The sequence below is a fragment of the Citrifermentans bremense genome (assembly GCF_014218275.1).
Classification (GTDB): domain Bacteria; phylum Desulfobacterota; class Desulfuromonadia; order Geobacterales; family Geobacteraceae; genus Geomonas; species Geomonas pelophila.
In genome coordinates this window covers 2223535-2242808 of the sequence record NZ_AP023213.1, presented here as the reverse complement: position 1 = coordinate 2242808, position 19274 = coordinate 2223535, and the positions used below count along the sequence as shown (strand labels likewise).

At 62.6% G+C, this 19274-nt stretch carries 10 protein-coding genes; 1 reads left to right on the top strand and 9 read right to left on the bottom strand.

The window, feature by feature from the left end; all coding sequences use genetic code 11:
* Positions 1-136: 136 nt before the first annotated feature.
* Both GEOBRER4_RS09890 and GEOBRER4_RS09885 read right to left on the bottom strand, forming a co-directional pair.
* Positions 137-2506: a 3-hydroxyacyl-CoA dehydrogenase/enoyl-CoA hydratase family protein gene (locus GEOBRER4_RS09890; protein WP_185242149.1), complete on the bottom strand. Its 2370-nt coding sequence runs from the start codon at positions 2504-2506 to the stop codon at positions 137-139.
* A 26-nt stretch (positions 2507-2532) separates the two neighbouring features.
* A complete protein-coding gene (locus GEOBRER4_RS09885; protein ID WP_185242148.1) occupies positions 2533-4344 on the bottom strand; it encodes an AMP-dependent synthetase/ligase in 1812 nt (603 codons plus the stop codon).
* 330 nt (positions 4345-4674) lie between these two features.
* Here GEOBRER4_RS09885 and GEOBRER4_RS09880 point away from each other — a divergent pair, with 330 nt between their 5' ends.
* The gene (locus GEOBRER4_RS09880; RefSeq protein WP_185242147.1) at positions 4675-4995 is read left to right on the top strand and encodes a hypothetical protein; all 321 of its coding nucleotides are present in this window, start codon (positions 4675-4677) and stop codon (positions 4993-4995) included.
* Positions 4996-4999: 4 nt separating this feature from the next.
* Here the strand turns inward: GEOBRER4_RS09880 and GEOBRER4_RS09875 are convergent, their stop codons facing one another.
* The 7 genes from GEOBRER4_RS09875 to GEOBRER4_RS09845 all read right to left on the bottom strand — a co-directional run bounded on the left by GEOBRER4_RS09875 (position 5000) and on the right by GEOBRER4_RS09845 (position 19267).
* Positions 5000-6352, bottom strand: coding sequence for a TRAFs-binding domain-containing protein (locus GEOBRER4_RS09875; RefSeq protein WP_185242146.1), 1353 nt, complete (start codon positions 6350-6352; stop codon positions 5000-5002).
* Positions 6339-9203, bottom strand: coding sequence for an EAL domain-containing protein (locus GEOBRER4_RS09870; RefSeq protein ID WP_185242145.1), 2865 nt, complete (start codon positions 9201-9203; stop codon positions 6339-6341). Before GEOBRER4_RS09870 ends, GEOBRER4_RS09875 begins: the two co-directional genes overlap by 14 nt.
* A 2-nt stretch (positions 9204-9205) precedes the next feature.
* Complete coding sequence (locus GEOBRER4_RS09865) at positions 9206-12721, bottom strand: PAS domain-containing sensor histidine kinase (protein WP_185242144.1); 3516 nt, start codon at positions 12719-12721, stop codon at positions 9206-9208.
* Between the two features lies 1 nt (position 12722).
* Complete coding sequence (locus GEOBRER4_RS09860) at positions 12723-14366, bottom strand: sensor histidine kinase (RefSeq protein WP_185245254.1); 1644 nt, start codon at positions 14364-14366, stop codon at positions 12723-12725.
* Positions 14367-14762: a response regulator gene (locus GEOBRER4_RS09855; RefSeq protein ID WP_185245253.1), complete on the bottom strand. Its 396-nt coding sequence runs from the start codon at positions 14760-14762 to the stop codon at positions 14367-14369.
* A 161-nt stretch (positions 14763-14923) separates the two neighbouring features.
* On the bottom strand, positions 14924-17185 hold the full coding sequence (locus tag GEOBRER4_RS09850) for an ATP-binding protein (RefSeq protein ID WP_185245252.1): 2262 nt from the start codon (positions 17183-17185) through the stop codon (positions 14924-14926).
* An 18-nt stretch (positions 17186-17203) separates the two neighbouring features.
* Positions 17204-19267: a pilus assembly protein PilZ gene (locus tag GEOBRER4_RS09845; RefSeq protein ID WP_185245251.1), complete on the bottom strand. Its 2064-nt coding sequence runs from the start codon at positions 19265-19267 to the stop codon at positions 17204-17206.
* Positions 19268-19274 lie beyond the last annotated feature (7 nt).

The window sequence follows — 19274 nt, the reverse complement described above, 5'->3', positions numbered from 1 at the left end:
GTCTCCGCGATTTTCAACTGGGCCAACAGAGCTAAATCCCCCCTGTTCCCCCTTCGCAAAGGGGGGGACGTTAGGCCTGGCGCAGTGCTTTGTGGGCCAACGTCCCTCGGACTATCCCGTGAGTCCCAGATGTACCTTAATTCCTCAGCGGCCTTCCCTTCTTCAGCATGTGCTGGATCCGCTCCAGGGTTTTCTTCTGACCGCAGAACTTGAGGAACATCTCCCGCTCCAGCTCCAACAGGTACTCTTCGGTGATCAGGGTGCCGCCGGGGACGTCGCCGCCGGTGATGACGTCGGCTATCCCGGAGGCGAGGTAGCTGTCGTAGCTGGAGATAAAGCCGCCGCGCTCCAGGTTCCAGAGCTGAACCTTGATGCTGGAGGCGACGCTTCTCCCCGGCGCCTTGATGCCGGTCGCAGGGCGCCCGGGGCGGTAGTTCGCGGCGAGCGCCACCACCTTGAGCTTCGCGTCGTGGATGCGCCGCTCAAGATCCAGCGTGATCCCGTCACCCTGGCGCATAAGCCCCAGCGCCATGAGCTCGGCCGCGGAACTGCTCACCTTCCCCATGGCTATGTTCTGGTAGTTGCGGAACAAAAAGGGTGATACGTCGGCACCGTTTTCCTCGGCAAGCCGCACCGCGCGGATGGCCATCTCCTTGGTGCCGCCGCCGGCGGGTATCAGCCCGACGCCGATCTCCACGAGCCCCATGTAGGTCTCGGCGTGGGCGTTGATGGCGTCGGCGTGCAGGCAGGTCTCGCACCCTCCCCCGAAGGCCAGACCGTGGGGAGCCGCGACCACCGGTATCTTCGAATACTTGATGGCCATCATCGCCTTCTGGAACGCCTTTACGGTGAGGGCGAGGTCGTCCCAGGCCCCCTCCGCGATCGCCATGGCGATGAGCATCAGGTTGGCTCCCGCGGAAAACGCCCCCCCCTCGTTGGCGATCACCATCCCGATCCCGTCGGACTCGGCGCGCCTGATCCCCTTCTGGATCATGGCAAGGGTCTCGCCTCCCATGGTGTTCAGCTTTGAGTGGAATTCGAGACAGAAGACGCCGTCCCCTATGTCGACGAGCGAGGCTGCGGAATTTCGCTCCACCTCGCCTCCGGAGCTTTTCAAAAGCGTGAGCGAGACGCTTCCTTCGGGTTGCGGGATTTCAGCAAAATCTCTTTTTTGCGGTAGGTACTGGTACTTTTTGCCCACCTCCACGCGGTAGAAGTTCTGTACCTTCTTGAGCCAATCCGGCACGGAGACGCCGTCGCGCTCGCAGCGGGAGACGAACTCGGCGACCCCGAGCGCGTCCAAAAGCTCGAAGGGGCCAAGCTCCCAGTTGTAACCCCACTTCATGGCGTTATCGACGTTGACCGCGTCATCGGCGATCTCGGAAAGCCTCTTCGCCGCGTAGATCAAGGTGTCCCGCAGGGTGAGCCAGGCGAATTCCGCCGCGCGGTCGCCGCCGGAGAGAAGCGTCCTTACGCGCTGGCCGGGGTCGTCCACCTGCTTTGCCGCTGACACCGAGGCGAACTTTGGACGGTCGCAGGGGGCGTAGCCGCCACTGCGCCAGTCGTAGCATAGCTTCACGCTCTCCCCTTCGACGGTCTCGCGGCGGTAGAAGCCCCCCTTCCCCTTCTTGCCGGTAAGCCCCTCGGCCACCATGCGCCGGATCTCTTCCGGCACCCGGAACAGCTCGCGCTCGTCGTCGCCCGACAAAAGGGCGTAGCTGTTGTCCAGCACCCGGACCACGGTGTCGATACCGACCAGGTCCCAGAGGGCGAAGGTGCCGGTCTTGGGGCGGGCGAGAGGCGGGCCGGTGACGGCGTCCACCTCCTCGACGCTAAGCCCCAGCGCCGTCATGTGACGCCAGGCGGAGGCCCCGGCATAGGTGCCGATGCGGTTGGCGATGAAGTTAGGGGTGTCCTTCGCGTAAACCACCCCCTTGCCGAGCCTTATCCGCATGAATTGCGCCATCGCTGCGAGCGCTTCCGGGTCGGTGTCGGTGCAGGGTACCATCTCCATCAGGCGCATGTAGCGCGGCGGATTGAAGAAATGGGTGACCATGAAGCGCTTTCTCACCTCCTGCGGCAGCGCCTGGGCCAGTTCGTTCACCGAGAGCCCCGATGTGTTGGTGGAAAGGAGGGCGGTGGGGCTGAGGTTCGGGACCACCAGCTCCGCGAAGAGTTTACGCTTCACCTCAAGGTTCTCCAGCACCACCTCTATCACCCAGTCGCATTCCTTGAGCCTTTGCGCGTCGTCCTCGAAGTTGCCGGGCTGGATGCATCGCGCAAACTCCGGGGCGTACAAGGGCGTGGGCTTCGCCGTGGCAAGCGCCGTCAGCGCGTTCAAGGCGATTCGGTTGCGCTCTCCGGCTGCCCCCTCCCCTTTTTTTGGGGCATCTTGGGGCACCAGGTCGAGCAGCAGCACCTCGACGCCGGCGTTGGCCAGATGCGCCGCTATGGCCGCTCCCATGACCCCTGCCCCCAGTACCGCTGCCTTGTCGATCTTTCTCATCATATCCTCCGGTTGCGCAGGCAGTCCTAGCTGTCGCTGCCTTCGTAAAGTCGGTCTATCCGGTCCCGGTACCGCTCCGAGATCACCTGCCGTTTCACCTTGAGTGTCGGGGTCAGTTCGCCGCTTTCCATGGTGAAGTCCCGCGGCAGCAGGGCGAATTTCTTGATGGTCTGGTACGGTGCGAGCTCGTTGTTGACCGCTTCGACGCGGCTTCGGTACAGCTCGAACACCGGCTGGTGCACGACGAGGTCCTCCAGGTCGTGGTAGGCGATCTTCTTCTCCTGGGCGAATTCCAGGAGCCTCTCCACGGTCGGGACCAAAAGCGCGGTCAGGTACGGCTTCTTGTCGCCGTAGACATAGGCCTGGGAAATGTACTTGTCCCGCTTCAGGAGGTTCTCGATCGGCTGGGGAGCGATGTTCTTGCCGCCTGAGGTGACGATCAGGTCTTTCTTTCGGTCCGTGATGTAGAGAAAGCCCTCCTCCATGTGGCCGATGTCGCCGGTTTTGAACCAGCCGTCCTTAAGCACCTCCCGGGTCGCTGCCTCGTCCCTGAAGTACCCCGCCATTACCTGCGGTCCGCGCGCCAGCACCTCGCCGTCCTCGGCTATGGCGATCTCCGTCGAGGCAAGGGGGGTCCCCACCGACCCGAAGCGGAGCGCGTCGAAGCTGTTGCTGCAAAGTACCGGGCTGGTCTCGGTGAGACCGTACCCCTCGAAGACCGGGACGCCGATGATCCAGAAGAACTCGTTGATCTCCCGGTCCAGGGGTGCGCCGCCGCTGGCGCAGAACTTGAGCCGGTCGCCGAAACGCCGGCGCAGCTTACTGAACACCAGGCGGTCAGCTACCGCATGCTGGAAGGAGAGCCAAAGCGGCACGTACCTGTCGATGTAGCGCGCGTAGACGTAGCGACGCCCGACGGAAAGCGCGTGGCGGAACATCTTCCTCTTGAAAAGCGACAGCTGGTGCACCGCCTCGTAGATGCGGGAGTAGATCTTCTCGAAAAACCTTGGCACGCAGACCATGATGGTCGGGTGCAGCTCAATCATGTTCTCCGAGATCTTCTCCATGCTGTCGGCGAAGGCGATGGTGGCACCGCGGGAAAGGGGGAGGTAGTACCCGGCGCTGCGCTCGAAGACGTGGCTCAAGGGGAGAAAGCTGAGTAAGAGGTCCCCCTGCCCCACCCCCCCCACCTTCTCGTGGGTGGCCCAGACGTCGAAAACGAGGTTGCCGTGGGTTAGTATCGCCCCCTTGGGGGTGCCGGTAGTTCCCGAGGTGTAGATGATGGTGGCCGGCGTCTCCGGGGAGATCGAGTCCATCACCGACTCGATCTCCGACCTCTCCAGGTCGAGGATGGGGTCGTCCACCTCGCTCAACTGGTAGAAGGTCGTCACCGGCAGCGCCGCCTCGCCTAAAAAACGCTCGAAGGAGACCACGAGCTCCAGGTCGGGGAGCGAATCGCGCACCTGGAGCAGCTTTCGGTACTGACCCCTGCCGGAGACGAAGACGATGCGCACCCTGCAGTTGGAGAGCGCGTAGGCTACCTGGTCTGGGGTCCCGGTGGCGTAGATCGGGACGGTCACTCCGCCGGCGCAAAGGATCCCCATGTCGGCGATGATCCATCCGGCGCGGTTCTCGGACAAGATGGCGACCCTGTCCCCAGGTTTAACCCCCAGTTTGCGCAGCCCCCGCGATACCATGAGGGCCCGGTCGTAGAACTGGGCGTAGCTCAAGATCACCCACTGCCCGTTCTTTCTGAACTGGACGGCGTTAAGCGCCCGGAACTTTGCGGCGCTGTGTCTCAGCATGTCTGGTATGGACCGGTAAGGAACCCTTTCCATGACTGACTCCGGTGGATAAACTGGAAAAGAAAAAGCCCCGTTGCTCAAAGGATAGTACATGAAGCAGATATATATCAAGCAGTGAAAAATGTTCTTGTTGGAATTTAAATGCTGTTCCAGCTACGAATAAGCTACCTGCCGTGTTATAAGGAATGGTTTGACTTCGGCGGTAATCACCAATATTATCCCGCGGTCGTCGTTGTACAACCGGCGTAACTCAAAAAAGTCTGCTGACAGTCACCCCGTCTCTTTGCCACCCTTCGGCGAGGCCGAAGTGCTGACACAGGAACTGTCGCTGATACTGATATTTAGATAAGGGAGTTGAGAGTCATGCATGAAGATCAGAAACTCGTGGAAGCTATTACCGAAGAGATGGGGGCTTTGTTCTGCAAAGGGGTCTTCACCGACAGAACTGTATTCCGCTTTAACGTGGGAGAATCTTCCATCACGGTGGCAATATCTGCCGAAAGCTGCGAGGTGGAGGGCGTCGCCGGGGAAGCGGGCTGCTCCTGCCGGACCAGCGCAGAGATGTTCAGCAAGATCTGGTACGACGGTTACCGCCCCGGCATCATGGATTTTTTGGGCGGCGCCATCAAATCCGACGCGCCGTTGCTGCTGCCGCAGTTCCTGCGGGCGTTCGGCAAGCTCTAACCGTTCAGGGGCGCGCCGTGCCCCGCTCGGCCGCCTTCTGCAGCTCTGCCTCGGCGTAGTCGGCCCAGGCCGGACACTCCGCCCCGCGACGCTGGCGCGCCTCCCGGATCAGCCGAAGGTCGCGCGCTGTCGTCTCCGGCTCCCACGCCTCGCGCACCATGGCGAGGCTGCGCCCCAGCGCATCCCTTCCCTTCGCCTCGTAGCAGGATAAAGCGGCCAGCTCCAAGAGCGTGGCGTAATCCCAGTAGTCGGCTGCCCCCGAGCGGATGCGCTGCTCCACCGCGTAGTGCACCACGGGGAGGATCTCGCGGCGGCGCGGGTCCGCCGGATCCTTAAGCTCCATGAGGAGCACCGCGTTGACGCCTGGGTAGGTGCTGCGCCAGTCCGCCTCGAACCCCTTCAGGTAGGCCGAGGCCGATTTCTGCAGCAGTTCCCTGGCAAGCTCCATGTCGCCTTTTTCCAGCGCTTTTTCCCACCCGTCCTTCAGTATCCGCCCCAGGATGCCGTAGCTGTCGCCGCTCGGTCCGCGTCGTGCGATCAGCTGCCTGAGCACCTGCTCCGCCTGCTCCCGTTCGCCCGACCAGTTGAGTGCCAGTCCCAGTTGCTGCTGCACCAGGACGCTTCCCGCAAGGGACGGGGGCATCTGCCGCACCAGTTCCACCATCTCGCCCCAGCCGTTCACCGCGCGGTAGCTCAGAAGGAGTTCGACGAGATCGGCTGGGTCGACCTCGACCAGGTCGCCAAGTTCCGACTGCAGTTCGCGCAAGGCCGCGATCCCCCCAGTCCTTCCTTTTTTCAGCAGGTTGGCGAAGACGGTCGCGTGAAGCTCCCGCCCCGCTATCCTCTCCCGCTGCGCCCTCCCCTCCTCGCCTTCCCCCCGCACCCCCCGGTACACCGCGCTTTCCCCCGCCCCATCCATCAGCTCCAAAAGCCTTTGCGTCAAAAGCGCGCGGTACTTCGCCTCGTGCATCGGCTGGCCGTGCGGCGACACGCGGTAAGGGAAGGCGGGAAGATCCTCCGCCTCCAGCGGCAGATGGGCGCAACCCGCCGCATAGACTAGGAGCGCCGGAACCGGATGCACCGCCAGCCTGATCCCGAGCTGGTAGAAGACCCTGGGGTCTCCGGTGGAGATGTCGGCCAAAGCGCAGTCGCAGTACCTCAACCGCTCCAGCGGTTGACTGAAGTTGAGGCACCCGCTCCTTTGCTCGTCGGCGCGCAGCGGCACGAGGCCGGCCCCCTCCACGGCCGGCACGATCAACCGGCGGTACACCGTTTCGTAGTCGACCACCTTGCCGGCGGCGTCCTTTTTCCTGTCGTAGGGGATGATGACGAGGCAAAGCGGCTCAGAATTCGGCATGAACCCCTCCATCGATCAAGAGGCGCTCGAACTCGTGCGGGGGAAGCGGCGCACTGATCAGGTCGCCCTGGACCTCGTCGCAGCCGAAGCTTTCCACAAGCTCAAGCTGCTCGTGCGACTCGACACCTACCGCGTTGACCCGCATCTTGAGGCTGTGCGACATGCAGATGACCGCCGAGACCACGTCGAGGTCGTTGGGCTCGGTCAGGATGTCCCTGATGAAGCTGCGGTCGATCTTGACCTTGGCGATGGGAAGTTCCTTGATCCGCGAAAGGGAAGAGGCGCCGACGCCGAAGTCGTCCACCGAGAAGGCGACGCCGATGTCGGTGAGCCGGCGCATGTTGCGAAGCGAGAAGGCGGGGTTGTCCATGATGGCCTTCTCGGGCACGTCGAGCTCCAGGGAGGCGGGGTCCAGGCCGCTTTGGGAGAGGGCCCGCAGGGCCAGGTCGATGAAGTTGGGCTGATTGAACTCACGGTGGGAGAGGTTTACCGCAACGCTCAGGTCGAACCCCTGTCGCTGCCACAGGCGCATCTGCCTGCAGGCGTTGAAGATGACCCATTCCCCTATGGGGACGATGACTCCTGTCTCCTCGGCAATGGGGAGAAACTGCGAAGGCAAGAGGAGCCCCTGCTCAGGGTGGCGCCAGCGCAAGAGGGCCTCGGCCCCTACTATCAGGCCGGACTCTAGACTCAAAAGCGGCTGGTAGACCAGCTCCAGCTCGTTTTTGAGCACCGCCTCGCGCAGGCGGCGCTCCATGTTCTGACGCGTCACGGTGCGCGCGTTGATCTCGCTGTTGTAGAACTGGTAGCTGTTACCTTCGGTCTGCTTGGCGACGTACATCGCCCCGTCGGCCTTTTGCAGAAGCTCCTGCGCCGAGTCGCCGTCGTCGGGGAACATGCTCACGCCGACGCTGGTGGTCACCTTCAGCTCGGCCCCTTCGAGGACGAACGGGGTCTGGAACACCCCCATGATCTTTCCGACCACGATGCCGACGTCGTCGGTCTGGGTCAGGTCCGGCATCAGGACGTTGAACTCGTCGCCGCTTATGCGCGCTACCGTGTCGGACTCGCGGACGCAGCGCTTGAGCCTTTGCGCCACCGCCTTCAGCAGGTCGTCCCCGGCCTGATGCCCGAAGTTGTCGTTGACCTGCTTGAAGCGGTCCAGATCCATGAAGAGCACGGCAAGGCTCTTCCTGTTGCGGCGCGCCTGCGCGAGCTCTAGGTTCAGGAAGTCCCCGAAGAGCTTGCGGTTGGGAAGATCGGTCAGGGTGTCGTGCTGGGCCTGGTGCTTGATGATCTCCTCCATGCGGGTCCGTTCGGTGACGTCGCGCGCGATGCAGGAGGTGCCGACGATGCTGCCGTCGGCGCTTTTTATGGGGGACATGGTGAGGGAGACGTAGATCTGCCTCCCACCCCGGGTGACGTGCACCACCTCGCAGTGGGTGACCGCGCCGTCGCTGCGGATGCCGTCGTTCAGGCAGAGGACCTGCTCCTTTTGGTCCGGGGAGACCAGGAAGGAGAGGTGCACCCCCTTCATGTCCTGGGCCGAATAGCCGAACATCTTCTCGGCCCCGGCGTTCCAGCTGGTGATCGCCCCCTCGCGGTCCACCGCCATGATGGCGTCGTCGGAGGATTCGACGATGGCGGCAAGCCTGGCCCGGTCCTCCTCGAGCCTCTTTCTCTCGCTTATGTCCTTGAAGAGCGTGAGCAGGTAGGGGCTCCCGTTGATCTCGATCAGCTCCGCCGACACGAGCCCCTCGAGCTCCCGGCCGTTTCTCCCCTTGAGCCGCACCTCGATGTCGCGCACCTCCCCCCGCTCTTCTAGCTGCTGCAAGAGGGCTCCCGGCTGGTCCGAGTCCGCCCAGAGCCCGAGTTCCCCCGCGTAGGTGCCGACGACTTCCTGGCGCTCGTATCCAAGGGCCCGAAGAAACGCCTCGTTCACCTCCAGGATGATCCCGTCCTTGAGGCTCGTGATGCTCAGGAGGTCCGGGGTCGCCTGGAATATCTTGGAAAAGCGCCGCTCCGAGGCTCGCAGGGCGGCCTCGGCCCATTTCAGCTCGGTGACGTCGTGACAGGCGCCGATGACGGTCTGACGGCCGCTCTCGCCGTCCCTTACCGCCTCGAGCTGGCCGCGCACGATCCTCGTCTCCCCGTCGGGGCGCAAAAGGCGGTAGTACTGGGTACCCGGCGCGCTGCCGGTCTCGCGCAGCTGCCGTACCGCCTTTTCCAGGGTCTCCCGGTCGGCCGGGTGCAGCATCTGCAAAAGCGCATCGAAGGTAGCCGGGACGCTCTCGGGCTCGAGACCCAGGATGCGGTATAGCTCATCCGACCAGACCGACTCGCCGGTCTCAAGGTTCAACTCCCAGCTTCCCAGGTGGGTGATTCTCTCGGCCTGGGAGAGCTGCTGCTCGCGGCGCCTGATCCGCTCCACCTGCTCCGAGACCAGGCGCTTCAGCACGATCTTGTCGGCGATGCGGTCCAGCACGTGGAAAAGCTCCGGGTAGTTCACCGGCTTCAGCACGTAGTGGTCCATCCCTTTCTCTATGGAGCTCAAAAGGTAATTGGTCTCGCTGTGGGCGGTCACGGCGACGATGGTCGCCTCCGGGTCTAGCGCCTTGATCTCGCGCGCCATGGCGATGCCGTTCATCTGCGGCATGTTGATGTCGGTGACCACGATCTCGGGCCGGAACTGGCGGTAGGTCTCCAGGCCGCTCACCCCATCGTCGGCGGTGTATATCCTCACCCCCTGGTAGTTGAGCCCGAGCATCCGGGCCAGCATGTCCCGCGCCTCGATTTCGTCCTCAACCAGCAGGAGCGCTATGTCCTTCAACGGCCGGTTCAATGGTTCCATGGTCAGACCTCGATGCGGAATTGGGCCCCTTCAGGCTGGTTCGTCACCGTGAGCGACCCTTTCATGTTCTTCTCGATGATGGTCTTGGACATGAACAGGCCGATGCCGGTCCCTTTGTCCGGTCCCTTGGTGGTGAAGTACGGGTCGAACACCTTGTCCATGATCTCTGGGGGTATCCCGCCTGCGTTGTCCGTGATGGTCACCACCGCCTTCCCCCCCTCCCTGAAGAGCCTGACCTCGACTTTCGGGTGCTCGACCTTGCGCTCCAGGAGCGCATCCTTTGCGTTCATCAGGATGTTGAGGATCACCTGCGAATACTCGTTGGGGATCCCGTGCACCACCGCCTCGCGGTCGACGGACACCTGGAGCTCGAGGTGCAGTTCGGCGAAGGCTGCATCGAGTATGGAGACCGTCTGCTCCAGCACCTCGCTGGCCAGGAAGGTCTGCCGCTCCCTGTCGGGGCCGAAGAAGTTGCGGAAGCCGTCGATGGTCTGCGACATGTAGTTGATCACCTGCATCGCGCGGACAACGCTTCCCTCCAGGTACTCCGCGGTCAGAAGGTTCCGCTGCAGGTAGGTCGGGAGCTCCTGGATGATGAGCCCCAGCGTGTTCAGGGGCTGGCGCCACTGGTGGGCTATGTTGGCTATCATCTCTCCCATCGCGGCGAGCCTTCCCTGCCGGATCAGCAGCTGCTCCTGGCGCCTTAGTTCCTCCACCGCCCGCAGCCTCTCGCTCATCTCCTCCTTGAGCGTCTCCTGGGCCTTGACAACGTCGGTCACGTTTAGACAGGCGCCGACGAGACGCTGCGGGGTCCCCTCCTCGTCGTAAAAGACACGGCCGCGCATGCTGATCCAGCGGACCATGCCGTCGTCAGGACTAACGGTCCGGTATTCGGCACTGTAAATGCCGGCGCCGCCGGGGCTCGCCGCGTCCCTCGCGATCCGCTCTATCTTCTCCCGGTCCTCGGGGTGCACCCCTTCGATCACGGTGGAGAGGTCGACCTTAGCCTCGGCGGGAAGCCCGTAATGCCTCTTGGCGATGGGGGACCATTCCCCCTTGCCGGTTGCAAGGTCGAGGTCGAAGATGCCGAGCCCGGTGGTCTCTACGGCGAGCTTAAGGGTGGATTCGCTTTGTTTCAGCGCCTGCTCCGCGCGTTTCAGCTCGGTAAGGTCGACGGCGAAGCCGATCCCCTCTTCGGAGCCGGCCGATATGGCGATGGCGGTCAGTACCGGGACCTTCTCGCCGGTAGCGCGGTTTATGAACAGTTTCTCGTAGGACTTGCAGATGCCGTGGGTCTGGCTCTCAGCGACGGCGGCCAGGTCCCTTTCCAGGTACTCCGGCGCCGTCACGTCCAGCCAGTTGAGCCCTCCCCCCTTGCACTCCTCGGGGGTGTACCCGGCCAGGTCGCAGTAGGCCTGGTTGGCGTCGGTGATGGAACCGTCCCGGTTCCAGTAGAAGATCGCTATCAGGTTCGATTCGTAGAGCCAGCGGAACCTGGTCTCGCTCGCCGCAAGCTTCTCCTGCGTCTCCCGCAGCTCGTCTATATCCGTCGCGGTCCCGTACCACTTCACCACCCTCCCCTGCTCGTCCAGTTCGGCGCGGGCACGGCTTAAGTGCCAGCGGTAGGTTCCGTCTTTGCGGCGGACCCGGCTCTCGTACTGGAACGGTTCGCCGCTTTCGATGGAACGGAGCCAGGCGAGGCCGAGCCCTGAACTGTCCTCGGGATGAACCAGGTCGGAAAGGAGGCTTTCAGCGGTGACATTCCCTCTTTCTACCCCGCTGGGATCGACTCCTGCGTACTCCTCGAAATAGGCGTTGATGTAGTCCACGCTGCCGTCGGACTGTGCGGTCCAGAATATCTGCGGCATCGAGTCCGCCATGCGGCGGAAGCGCCGGACGTTGCGCAAAAGCGCCTGCTCGTCGGCCTTTCTTTCGCTGACGTCGAAGATTACGCCGATGAAGCGGCAGCCGGGCTCCGACTGTTCGCAGATGAAGCGCCCCATGACGTTCACCCAGATGGTCTCGCCGTTGCCGGCCTTGACGATGCGGTGCTCCGAGCGAAACAGGGCGTGCTCGCGGCGGGCCTGTTCCAGCTGTCGCTGCACCTCCTCCAGATCGTCCGGGTGCACCAGGTCGAGCCACATCCGCGTTGAGGCCTGGGCCGATTCGGCCTCCGGCTCCGGGTACCCCAAGAGCGCGAAATAGTGCCGGGAGCAGATGCCGGTGCCTGTCTTTACCTCGATGTCGCAGGAACCCATCCCTGCGGCGTCGAGCGCAAGCTTCAGGCGCTCCTCGCTCTCAAAAAGGGCCTGGGCCGCAAGCCTGCTTTCGGTGATGTCGCTGAAGGCCGCCACAGCCGCAACGATTTCCCCCGACGCGTCCCGAATCGGAGTCGAATTGACGCAGATGTAGCCGTAAGAGCCGTCGCCCCGCCGGATCTTGTACTCGTTGCCGGAGATGACCTCCCCTTGCAGCAGGGAGAGGACAACGGGGCAATCATCGGCGGCAAGGGGGGGTCCATCGACACTGAACATCTCCCATTGCCGGTACTGTTCCAAGCCGGAAGCCCCCTCTGTGTCGTGGCCGAAAATCTGCCTGGAGCGCTCGTTTTGGTACAGGGTCTTTCCCGAAGGAGCCTCGGCGATGACAACCCCCACCGGCAGCTGCCGAACCATGACCTCGAAGCGGCTCTGCTGGAACGCCAGTTCCTTGATCATCTGCTCCCGCTCTAATTCCTGCTGTTTCCTGAGCGTCACGTCGCGGGCGATGACCTGTATGGAGGGGACTCCCTGGTAATCGATGAGGCTGGAGGAGGCTTCCAGCACAAGCTCCTCGCCGTGCAGGCAGCGCATCCGGTATTCATGGTGGGTGATCCCCTGGTCCGATTTCAGCTGCTCTATGTGCCGTCGCAGCTTTTCCCGGTCCTCGGGATGCAGCAGGTCGAACAAGGTGTGCCTTTGAAGCTCCTCCCTGCTCTGCACGCCGCAGATGCCGAGGGCGGCGCAGTTGGCGTAGACGAAACGCCCGTCCTGGTGCACGAAGACGGCGTCGGGGGCCATCTCCACCAGGACCCGGTAACGCATTTCGCTCTCGCGCAGAAGCCGCACCATCCTAAGCCGCTCGGTGTTGTCGCGGGCGATGATGGAAACGCCTATGATTTCGCCAGCCTCGCAGTGGATGGGTGAGAGGGTGAGCGATACCGGGATTTCACGGCCGTCCTTGTGGCGACGGACGGTGTCCAGGTTCTTGATCCGCTCCCCCTGCAGGATCTTCCCGGTGATCTGCCGCAGCTCCTCATGGCGCTCCTCAGGCACCAGGAAGGAGATGTGGCGCCCGATGGCCTCGGCGGCGCCGTAGCCGTAGAGCCTCTCGGCCCCCCGGTTCCAGCTGGTAACGATCCCGTCCGGGCTCTTGCTGACGATGGCGTCGTCGGAGGAATCGACGATGGCCGCAAGGTACGCCCGCACCTCATCCATCTCTTCAGCCTGCACCTTGGATCCGGACTGTTCGCAGGCCATGCTACCCCCTCTGTTCCTGGGAGCGGAGCCCCTGGGTCAGATAGCTTCCCGTCTCGGGGTTGGGTTCCAGGGTGAAGCTGAAGATCGCCCCGCGCCCCACCTCCCCTTCAGCCCAGATTCGGCCGCCGTGACGCAGGATGATGCTGTGCACCTTGGCGAGACCGATGCCGGGGCCGTTGCGATCGAATTCGCCCGGCGTATGGACTGTTTGGAATGGTTTGAAGAGCTTGTCGGCGTACTTCATGTTGAAACCGGCCCCGTTGTCCCTCACGAAGTAGACGGCGACCCCTTCCTGCTCGCGCTTGCCGAACTCGATGCGTCCGAACTCCGCCTTGGAGGTGAACTTCCAGGCGTTTTTCAAGAGTTCCCGCAGCGCGGTCCGCAAAAGCTTGGCGTCCCCCCTCACCCTGATGCCGGGCTCGACCTGCACCTCGACGCGGCGCTGCGGCTCACCCTGTTCCAGTTCCCAGGCCGCCTCCGCTACTACCGCGCTCAGGTCGGTTTCGCCGATGGAAAGGGCGCAGCGCGCGTAGTGGGTCAGGCTGTTGAAGGCCTCGATGATCTGCTTTATCTGCTGCGCCACGTGCTCGGCACGCTCGGCGTACTGGCGGCAGCTGCCATGGCCCCGCGAGCCGCAATCCTCGAGAAGCGCCCTGCAGTACCCCTCAAGCCGCGCCACCGGCGCCCGCAGGTCATGGGAGACGAAGTAGCTGAAACTCTCCAGTTCGCTGACCGTCGCCTGCAAAAGCGAGGTCCGCTGGGTGACCCGCCGCTCCAGGTCCTCGGTCAAAAGCCGCACCTGTTCCTCCGCCTCCTTGAGCTCGGTCACATCGTGGCAGGTGCCGATCACGGTCTCCTTCTGCCCCTGGTCCTCCGGCAGCAGGTCCGCTTCCACCCGGACGATCCTCCTGGAGCCGTCGGGGCGGAATACGCGGCAGAAACGGTGGTCCTCGACAGCCTCTTTCTTCAAGGCGTCATGCATCAGCTCCTCGATGACGGGGCGGTCTTCGGCTGCGAAAAGCTCGAGGAAGCGCTGGTAGCCGGGAGTGAGGGCGCCGGGATCGAGGCCGCAGATGCGGTATAGCTCATCGGACCATTTCATGCCCCCCGACTCCACCTGCCACTCCCAGCTTCCCAGGTGGGCGATGCGCTGCGAGCCGGCTAACTGCTTCTCGCTCTCGACGATGCGCTGGTTCTGCTCCCACACCAGGCGCTTGAGGGCGACCTGCTCCAGCACCTTGTCGATTACTGCGAACAGTTCCTGGTAGTTGAGCGGTTTGAGCACGTAGTGGTGCACGCCGATTTCGATGGCACTCAAAAGGTAGGAGGTGTCGCTGTGGGCAGTTACTGCGATGATGTGGACTTCTGGGTTTATGGCCTTGATCTCCCGGGACATCTTGATGCCGTCCATGACCGGCATGTTGATGTCGGTCATCACGATATCGGGTCGCTGCTGCCGGTAAAGCTCGAGCCCAGAGGCGCCGTTTTCGGCATGGTAGATGGTGAGCTTTGGGTAGTTCATCTCCAGCATCTTCGCCACCATGACCCTCGCGTCCGCCTCGTCTTCCACGTACAAAAGGGCTATCTCGCCCATCTCGCGCGGCAGGGGGGTCTCTTCGCGGGTTCGGGGCGACTCCTTTGGCATTCAGCCATCCTCCCTGCGCCGCAGCAGGCTCTCCAGTCTGTCGGCGGTCATCGGTTTGTAGAGGTAGTCAAGGACCCCCAGCTCGAAGCAGCGCTCCTGGTCCATCTCGTTGTCCGACGAGGTGAGCACGGCGACGGAGAGGCTATGGAGCTCGTCGCTTTTGCGGATCGCCTGCAGGAGGTCGAGCCCGCTTATCTTAGGGAGCTTGAGGTCGAGGAGCACGAGCCTGATCAGGCGATAGCTTCCATCGCCGGTCATACGCTGCAAAAGCTCGCTTGCCTCTTCGCCGTCCCTCGCCACCAGGATCTCGTCAGAGCAGATCTTCCTGATGATGCGGCTGGCCAAAAAGGCGTCGTCGGGGTTGTCCTCAACCAGCAGTATGTACGACTCTGCCATCGCTTACTCCGTGGGGAAAGGCCCTATCAAGGCAGCAGCAAAAGCATGGCCGAGCATGCGTTCGAAAAATCCATTGCGGCCCGGCCAGTGGCAAAACTTGATTAATGCGTACCAATCCTTAACGCTAATTCGCACCTATTCTAACCGCCGAGGTGACCTTGTCAATGCGCGCCCGGAGCAACTTTGATCACCTCGATCCTGAATTCCGCCCCCTTTTCAGTGTTGCGTACCGAGAGCTTTCCCGGGATGTTCTTCTCGATGATCATCTTGGTCATGTAGAGTCCGATCCCGGTACCCTGCTCGGGCCCCCGGGTGGTGAAATAGGGGTCGAATATCTTTTCCATGATCTCCTCGGGGATGCCGCCTGCGTTGTCGGCTATGGTGACTACGCACGCTTCGCCTTCTGAGAAGATGCGGATCTCTATCTGGGGGTAGCGGGTCATGCGCTCCTTGAAGGCGTCGCGGGCGTTGAAGAGGATGTTGAGGATCGCCTGGGAAAATTCGTTTGGGTGCCCCAGGATCACCGGGTCGTCGACACAGTGGAGGCTGACCTCTATCTCCAGCTGCTTCAGGCTCTCCGCCACCAGACAAAGCGCCTTGTCCACCACCTCGACCACCCTGAAGGGGACCGTCTCCCGGTCCGGTTTGAAGAAGGTCCTGAAGTCGTCGATGGTCTTCGAGGTGTGGCTCAAGACCTTCATGAATTTAGCGACGCTTGCGCCCAGGTACTCCCTGTTGAAGTCCCCACGATCGTACATGATGGGAAGCTCCTGCACGATCAGCCCCAGTTCGTTCAGGGGTTGGCGCCACTGGTGCGCGATGTTGCTGATCATCTCCCCGAGCGCCGCCAGGCGATTTTGCTGTAAAAGCATCCGCTCCTTGCGCGCGAGCTCCTCCAGCGCGCTCAGACGCTGCGCGGTCTCCTCCTCCAGATCGAAGTAGGTTCGAACCAGTTCCTCGTGCTGCTGCTGCATCTTCTGGCGGCTTCGCTCAAGGTCCACGGTTCTCTTCGCGACCCTCAGCTCCAGCTCCTCGTTGGCCGTTTCCAGCGCACCGATCAGTTCGCAGTTGCGGATGCTGATGCCGATGACCGATGCGGTCCCCATGATCAGGCTGATGTCCCTTTCCACCAGCGGTCTTTTCACGTGCACGTTTTCGACGCAGAGAACGCCAAGGGAAGCGCCGTCGGCGACGATGGGGCAGCAGATGAAGGCACGCGTGCCGCTCATGTGGGCGCAGGCAAGGTTTTTGTGACCCAGCGACACGCTCTCGCTGGAGAGGTCGTTCACCAGAAACGGGCGCTGCGCCCTGAAGCATTCCAGGTAGAGGTCGCTCTCGTCCCCGTTTTCCAGCGTGAACGGGAACGCGTTCAGACAGGCGAGCTCCTCTTCGCGGTAACAGTAGCTCGCGCGCAGCTCCAGGCGTTTTCTGCCGCCGTCGGCCAGAAGTATCATGCCCCGGTCGTACTCGAGCCGGTTCCTCATGATCTGGGCCACGTCGTGGAGCATCTCCTCGATCCGGGTGTAGTTGCCGAGCCTCTGCCCTATCTCGTGGGTGAGCATGGCGTTGTTGTAGTTGAGGTTGATCTGGTCCAGGAGGTTTTCGATGGAGTCGCGGGTGCTCCAAAGGCTCTCCTTGATCGCCTTTTTCTCGCTGGCCTCCGTGGCGAGAGCGACCAGGAAAAAAGCGCAGAGGCTCGACGGGAAGACCCAGGTCAAAAGCCCCGTCTCCCCCATGGTGAAAAGGGCCAGGTCGAGGGCCGCAAGCGTCAGGGCCAGGAGGTTCCTCATCTTTTTCAGGAAGGTGAAGAGCGTCTTCTCCCAGGTGACGATGTAGCGGCAGACGGGGTCCCCCCGGAACATGCACTCGGGGTGTTCGATGGTAGGGAGGTTGCGGATCTCGGGGAAGTACTGCAGGTCGGTCATCTTGTGGTTGAACACCAGCACGATCGCCTCGAAAAACCCGATCCTGTTCTCGCACTGGTACTCCCTTTCCAGCCCAGGCTCCCGGGGGGTTACGGTTATCTCGACCTGGTTGGAAGCGATGGGGCGGGACTGGTAGATGGAGGACCTGGTGAATTTGGCCGTGGTCTTGGCTATGATGTCGAAGGTGCTTGAGGCGTCCACAAGCCCCAGGATGTACTGCCTCATCGCCCCAAGCACGTCGGGTGAGGCCGCGTAGCGCCCGGCCTCCCGGGAGATCCTCTCGTTGCCTGTCACCTGCTGCAGCTTCTCGTGGAACCTGTCGATCTGGTCCTGGCTGAACCAGTGCGCCTGGTCTGCAACCTCGTATTCCTTCATCCCCGCGTACTGGAGCAGCTCGGAGATGTCCACGTGGCTGTACTTGTGCTTTATCAGCAGGATGTAGGAGTTGATGATCCTGCTGTTGTAAAGCGGCATGTCGCGAAGTCGTGATGGTGGCATCGAAGCTCCGGCCAGTGGTCAGGCGCCCTTTTTCCCGGTTCTGAACAGCCCCTCGCAGTATTCAAGATAGTCGTCGCTGTACTGCAGGTCCAGCACCCAGAGCAGGTAGACCTTGTCGTAGGATAGCGCGTTCCGCTCCACGTACGAAAACGGGTAGGTAAGTACAGGCATACCAGCTCCCTCGTAGTGCCGGCCTATCTCCTCGAGGCAGCTTTTGATGAAGTCGGGAGGGACCTTCTCATCCAGCACCATGACGGTGACGCAGTTGGTGAGCTCAGCCATGTTGAAACCGGCGTCGGTGCAGTTCACCAGGAAAAAGGCCTTGAGGCTGCCGCTTTTGCGCAGCGAGTAAAGGTGCAGCTCCTTCCTGAAGCCAAGCGCCCGGTAATCCCCGGCCAGTTCCTCCGGGTCGGCCCCGCCTGTGTAGAGCCCGAACGCCTGCATCATGACGCCGCCGGAGACATGGCGGTAAAAACGCGCGAGCTCCGCTACGTCGAACCGGCTGCTGCCGGCCAGCTCCCACGGCTCAGGGAGCCCCGCGTGGTCGCCGGTTGCCCGGTGAAAGGCGTAGGCGAAGAGGTCGAGCGAGCAGCTCGACTGGTCCTGGTGCGTTTTGGCGAAGCCGCCGAAGACACGGCTCGGGAACTTGTTGTCGGGGCGGTAGTAGCAGTAGACGTAGCGCAGGTGGGCGAAGGCGAAGCTCTCCAGCTCGTTCAGGTAGCGGCTCACCTGGTCCAAAACGGCGAGCCCGGCCTTGATGGAGACGGACTTTCTCGCCGCATGGTGGTGGATGAGCCAGGAGTTCGGGTAAAAACGGACCATGGCCAGATGTCCGAGGATGACGCCGCGGTCCAGGTAGATGAAATGGCGCGCGATCTGCGGGTTCTGCGTGTAGAGCTTCGCGTAGGTCTCCTTGATGCTCTCCTTGTTCGCCTGGAAGTGGGCGTACTTCCCCGGGTAGATGAAGCCGGTCTCGAAGAAGAAATCCCACAGTTCGTCCAGGTCCACCTCCGCGGAAACGTAGGACTTGCGGTTGGCCACCTGATGCAGGATCGACAAAAGCCTCACGTGATCGTGGATCTCCATGTCAAGGATGGCGAGGCCGCAGCGGACGCTCCCCTCCTCGTCCCCGCCGGCCGCGTTGCGGGAGACCACCTGGGCCAGGCATTTGAGGCTGAAGCCGTGGGCGAAGCTGATCTTCAGGTCCGGGAGCATCATCCCTGCCATCAGCACGCTATCCCCCTCCCCTTCCTCGACGGCAAACCCGGTGCCCGAGATGTCGGCCATCTTCAGGTTGACCCGCTTGTCGATCAGCGGGTGCTCGAAGACGATATTTGGGGACGGCAGCAGCTGCTGCCTCGCGTTTCGGTACTTCTTGGTCCGGTACCTCTGGATGTTGCTTTGCAGCTGCCTCAGAACGAACGAGCAGCTCTTGCCGGTCGTCTCCCGCGAATGGATGGCAAAGTTCCCGGAGTAGATCACCTCCCCCTCCCGCAGAAGGCGCAGGTGCACCGGGCTCTCCGTGTTGACCCACATGAGCGGCTCGGGGCTTCCGATGCTCCCCGTTACCCTGACCGACACGGGGGTGAAGTCGACCAGTCGGCAGTCCAGGGTCACGCCATGCTGGATCAACTGCACCGAAATCTCCCGCGCCGGGTGCCTCTTTATCTTCCTCGCCTGGAACTCGCGGCAGGCGGCGGGGAGCAAAAGGGAGAGCCCTTCTTCGTTCATGGAGAGGAGTTCGGAGTTCACCACCAGGTACTTGCGCCCGTCGGCGATCAGCAGGTACTCGAACCGGTAGGTCTTCAAAAGCTGCTTGAGGCTCGGGATCTCCGCCCAGACGAGGTCCAGCCGTTCGCCGGCGCAGGGAAGCGGACGGGCCCTGAGGGAGATGGCGTCGTCGTACACCTCGTGCCTGAGGCTCACCAGGACGGTCTGATCCTGGAAGTTGAGGTAGTTGAGCCGGTTGACAAGGTGGGTTTTGCTGACGCTCCTGCCGCTGTCGGCCTGGTTCTCCGCCGCCTCCCCGCTTTCGCTCCCCGTGGAAGGCAGCAGTTCGAGTCTGCTCACCGCGTCTGCCATGTAAGCC

Coding starts and splice junctions, on each gene's coding strand:
- GEOBRER4_RS09890 (WP_185242149.1), bottom strand. CDS start 2,506: ATGAGAAAGATCGACAAGGCAGCGGTACTGGGGGCAGGGGTCATGGGA.
- GEOBRER4_RS09885 (WP_185242148.1), bottom strand. CDS start 4,344: ATGGAAAGGGTTCCTTACCGGTCCATACCAGACATGCTGAGACACAGC.
- GEOBRER4_RS09880 (WP_185242147.1), top strand. CDS start 4,675: ATGCATGAAGATCAGAAACTCGTGGAAGCTATTACCGAAGAGATGGGG.
- GEOBRER4_RS09875 (WP_185242146.1), bottom strand. CDS start 6,352: ATGCCGAATTCTGAGCCGCTTTGCCTCGTCATCATCCCCTACGACAGG.
- GEOBRER4_RS09870 (WP_185242145.1), bottom strand. CDS start 9,203: ATGGAACCATTGAACCGGCCGTTGAAGGACATAGCGCTCCTGCTGGTT.
- GEOBRER4_RS09865 (WP_185242144.1), bottom strand. CDS start 12,721: ATGGCCTGCGAACAGTCCGGATCCAAGGTGCAGGCTGAAGAGATGGAT.
- GEOBRER4_RS09860 (WP_185245254.1), bottom strand. CDS start 14,366: ATGCCAAAGGAGTCGCCCCGAACCCGCGAAGAGACCCCCCTGCCGCGC.
- GEOBRER4_RS09855 (WP_185245253.1), bottom strand. CDS start 14,762: ATGGCAGAGTCGTACATACTGCTGGTTGAGGACAACCCCGACGACGCC.
- GEOBRER4_RS09850 (WP_185245252.1), bottom strand. CDS start 17,185: ATGCCACCATCACGACTTCGCGACATGCCGCTTTACAACAGCAGGATC.
- GEOBRER4_RS09845 (WP_185245251.1), bottom strand. CDS start 19,267: ATGGCAGACGCGGTGAGCAGACTCGAACTGCTGCCTTCCACGGGGAGC.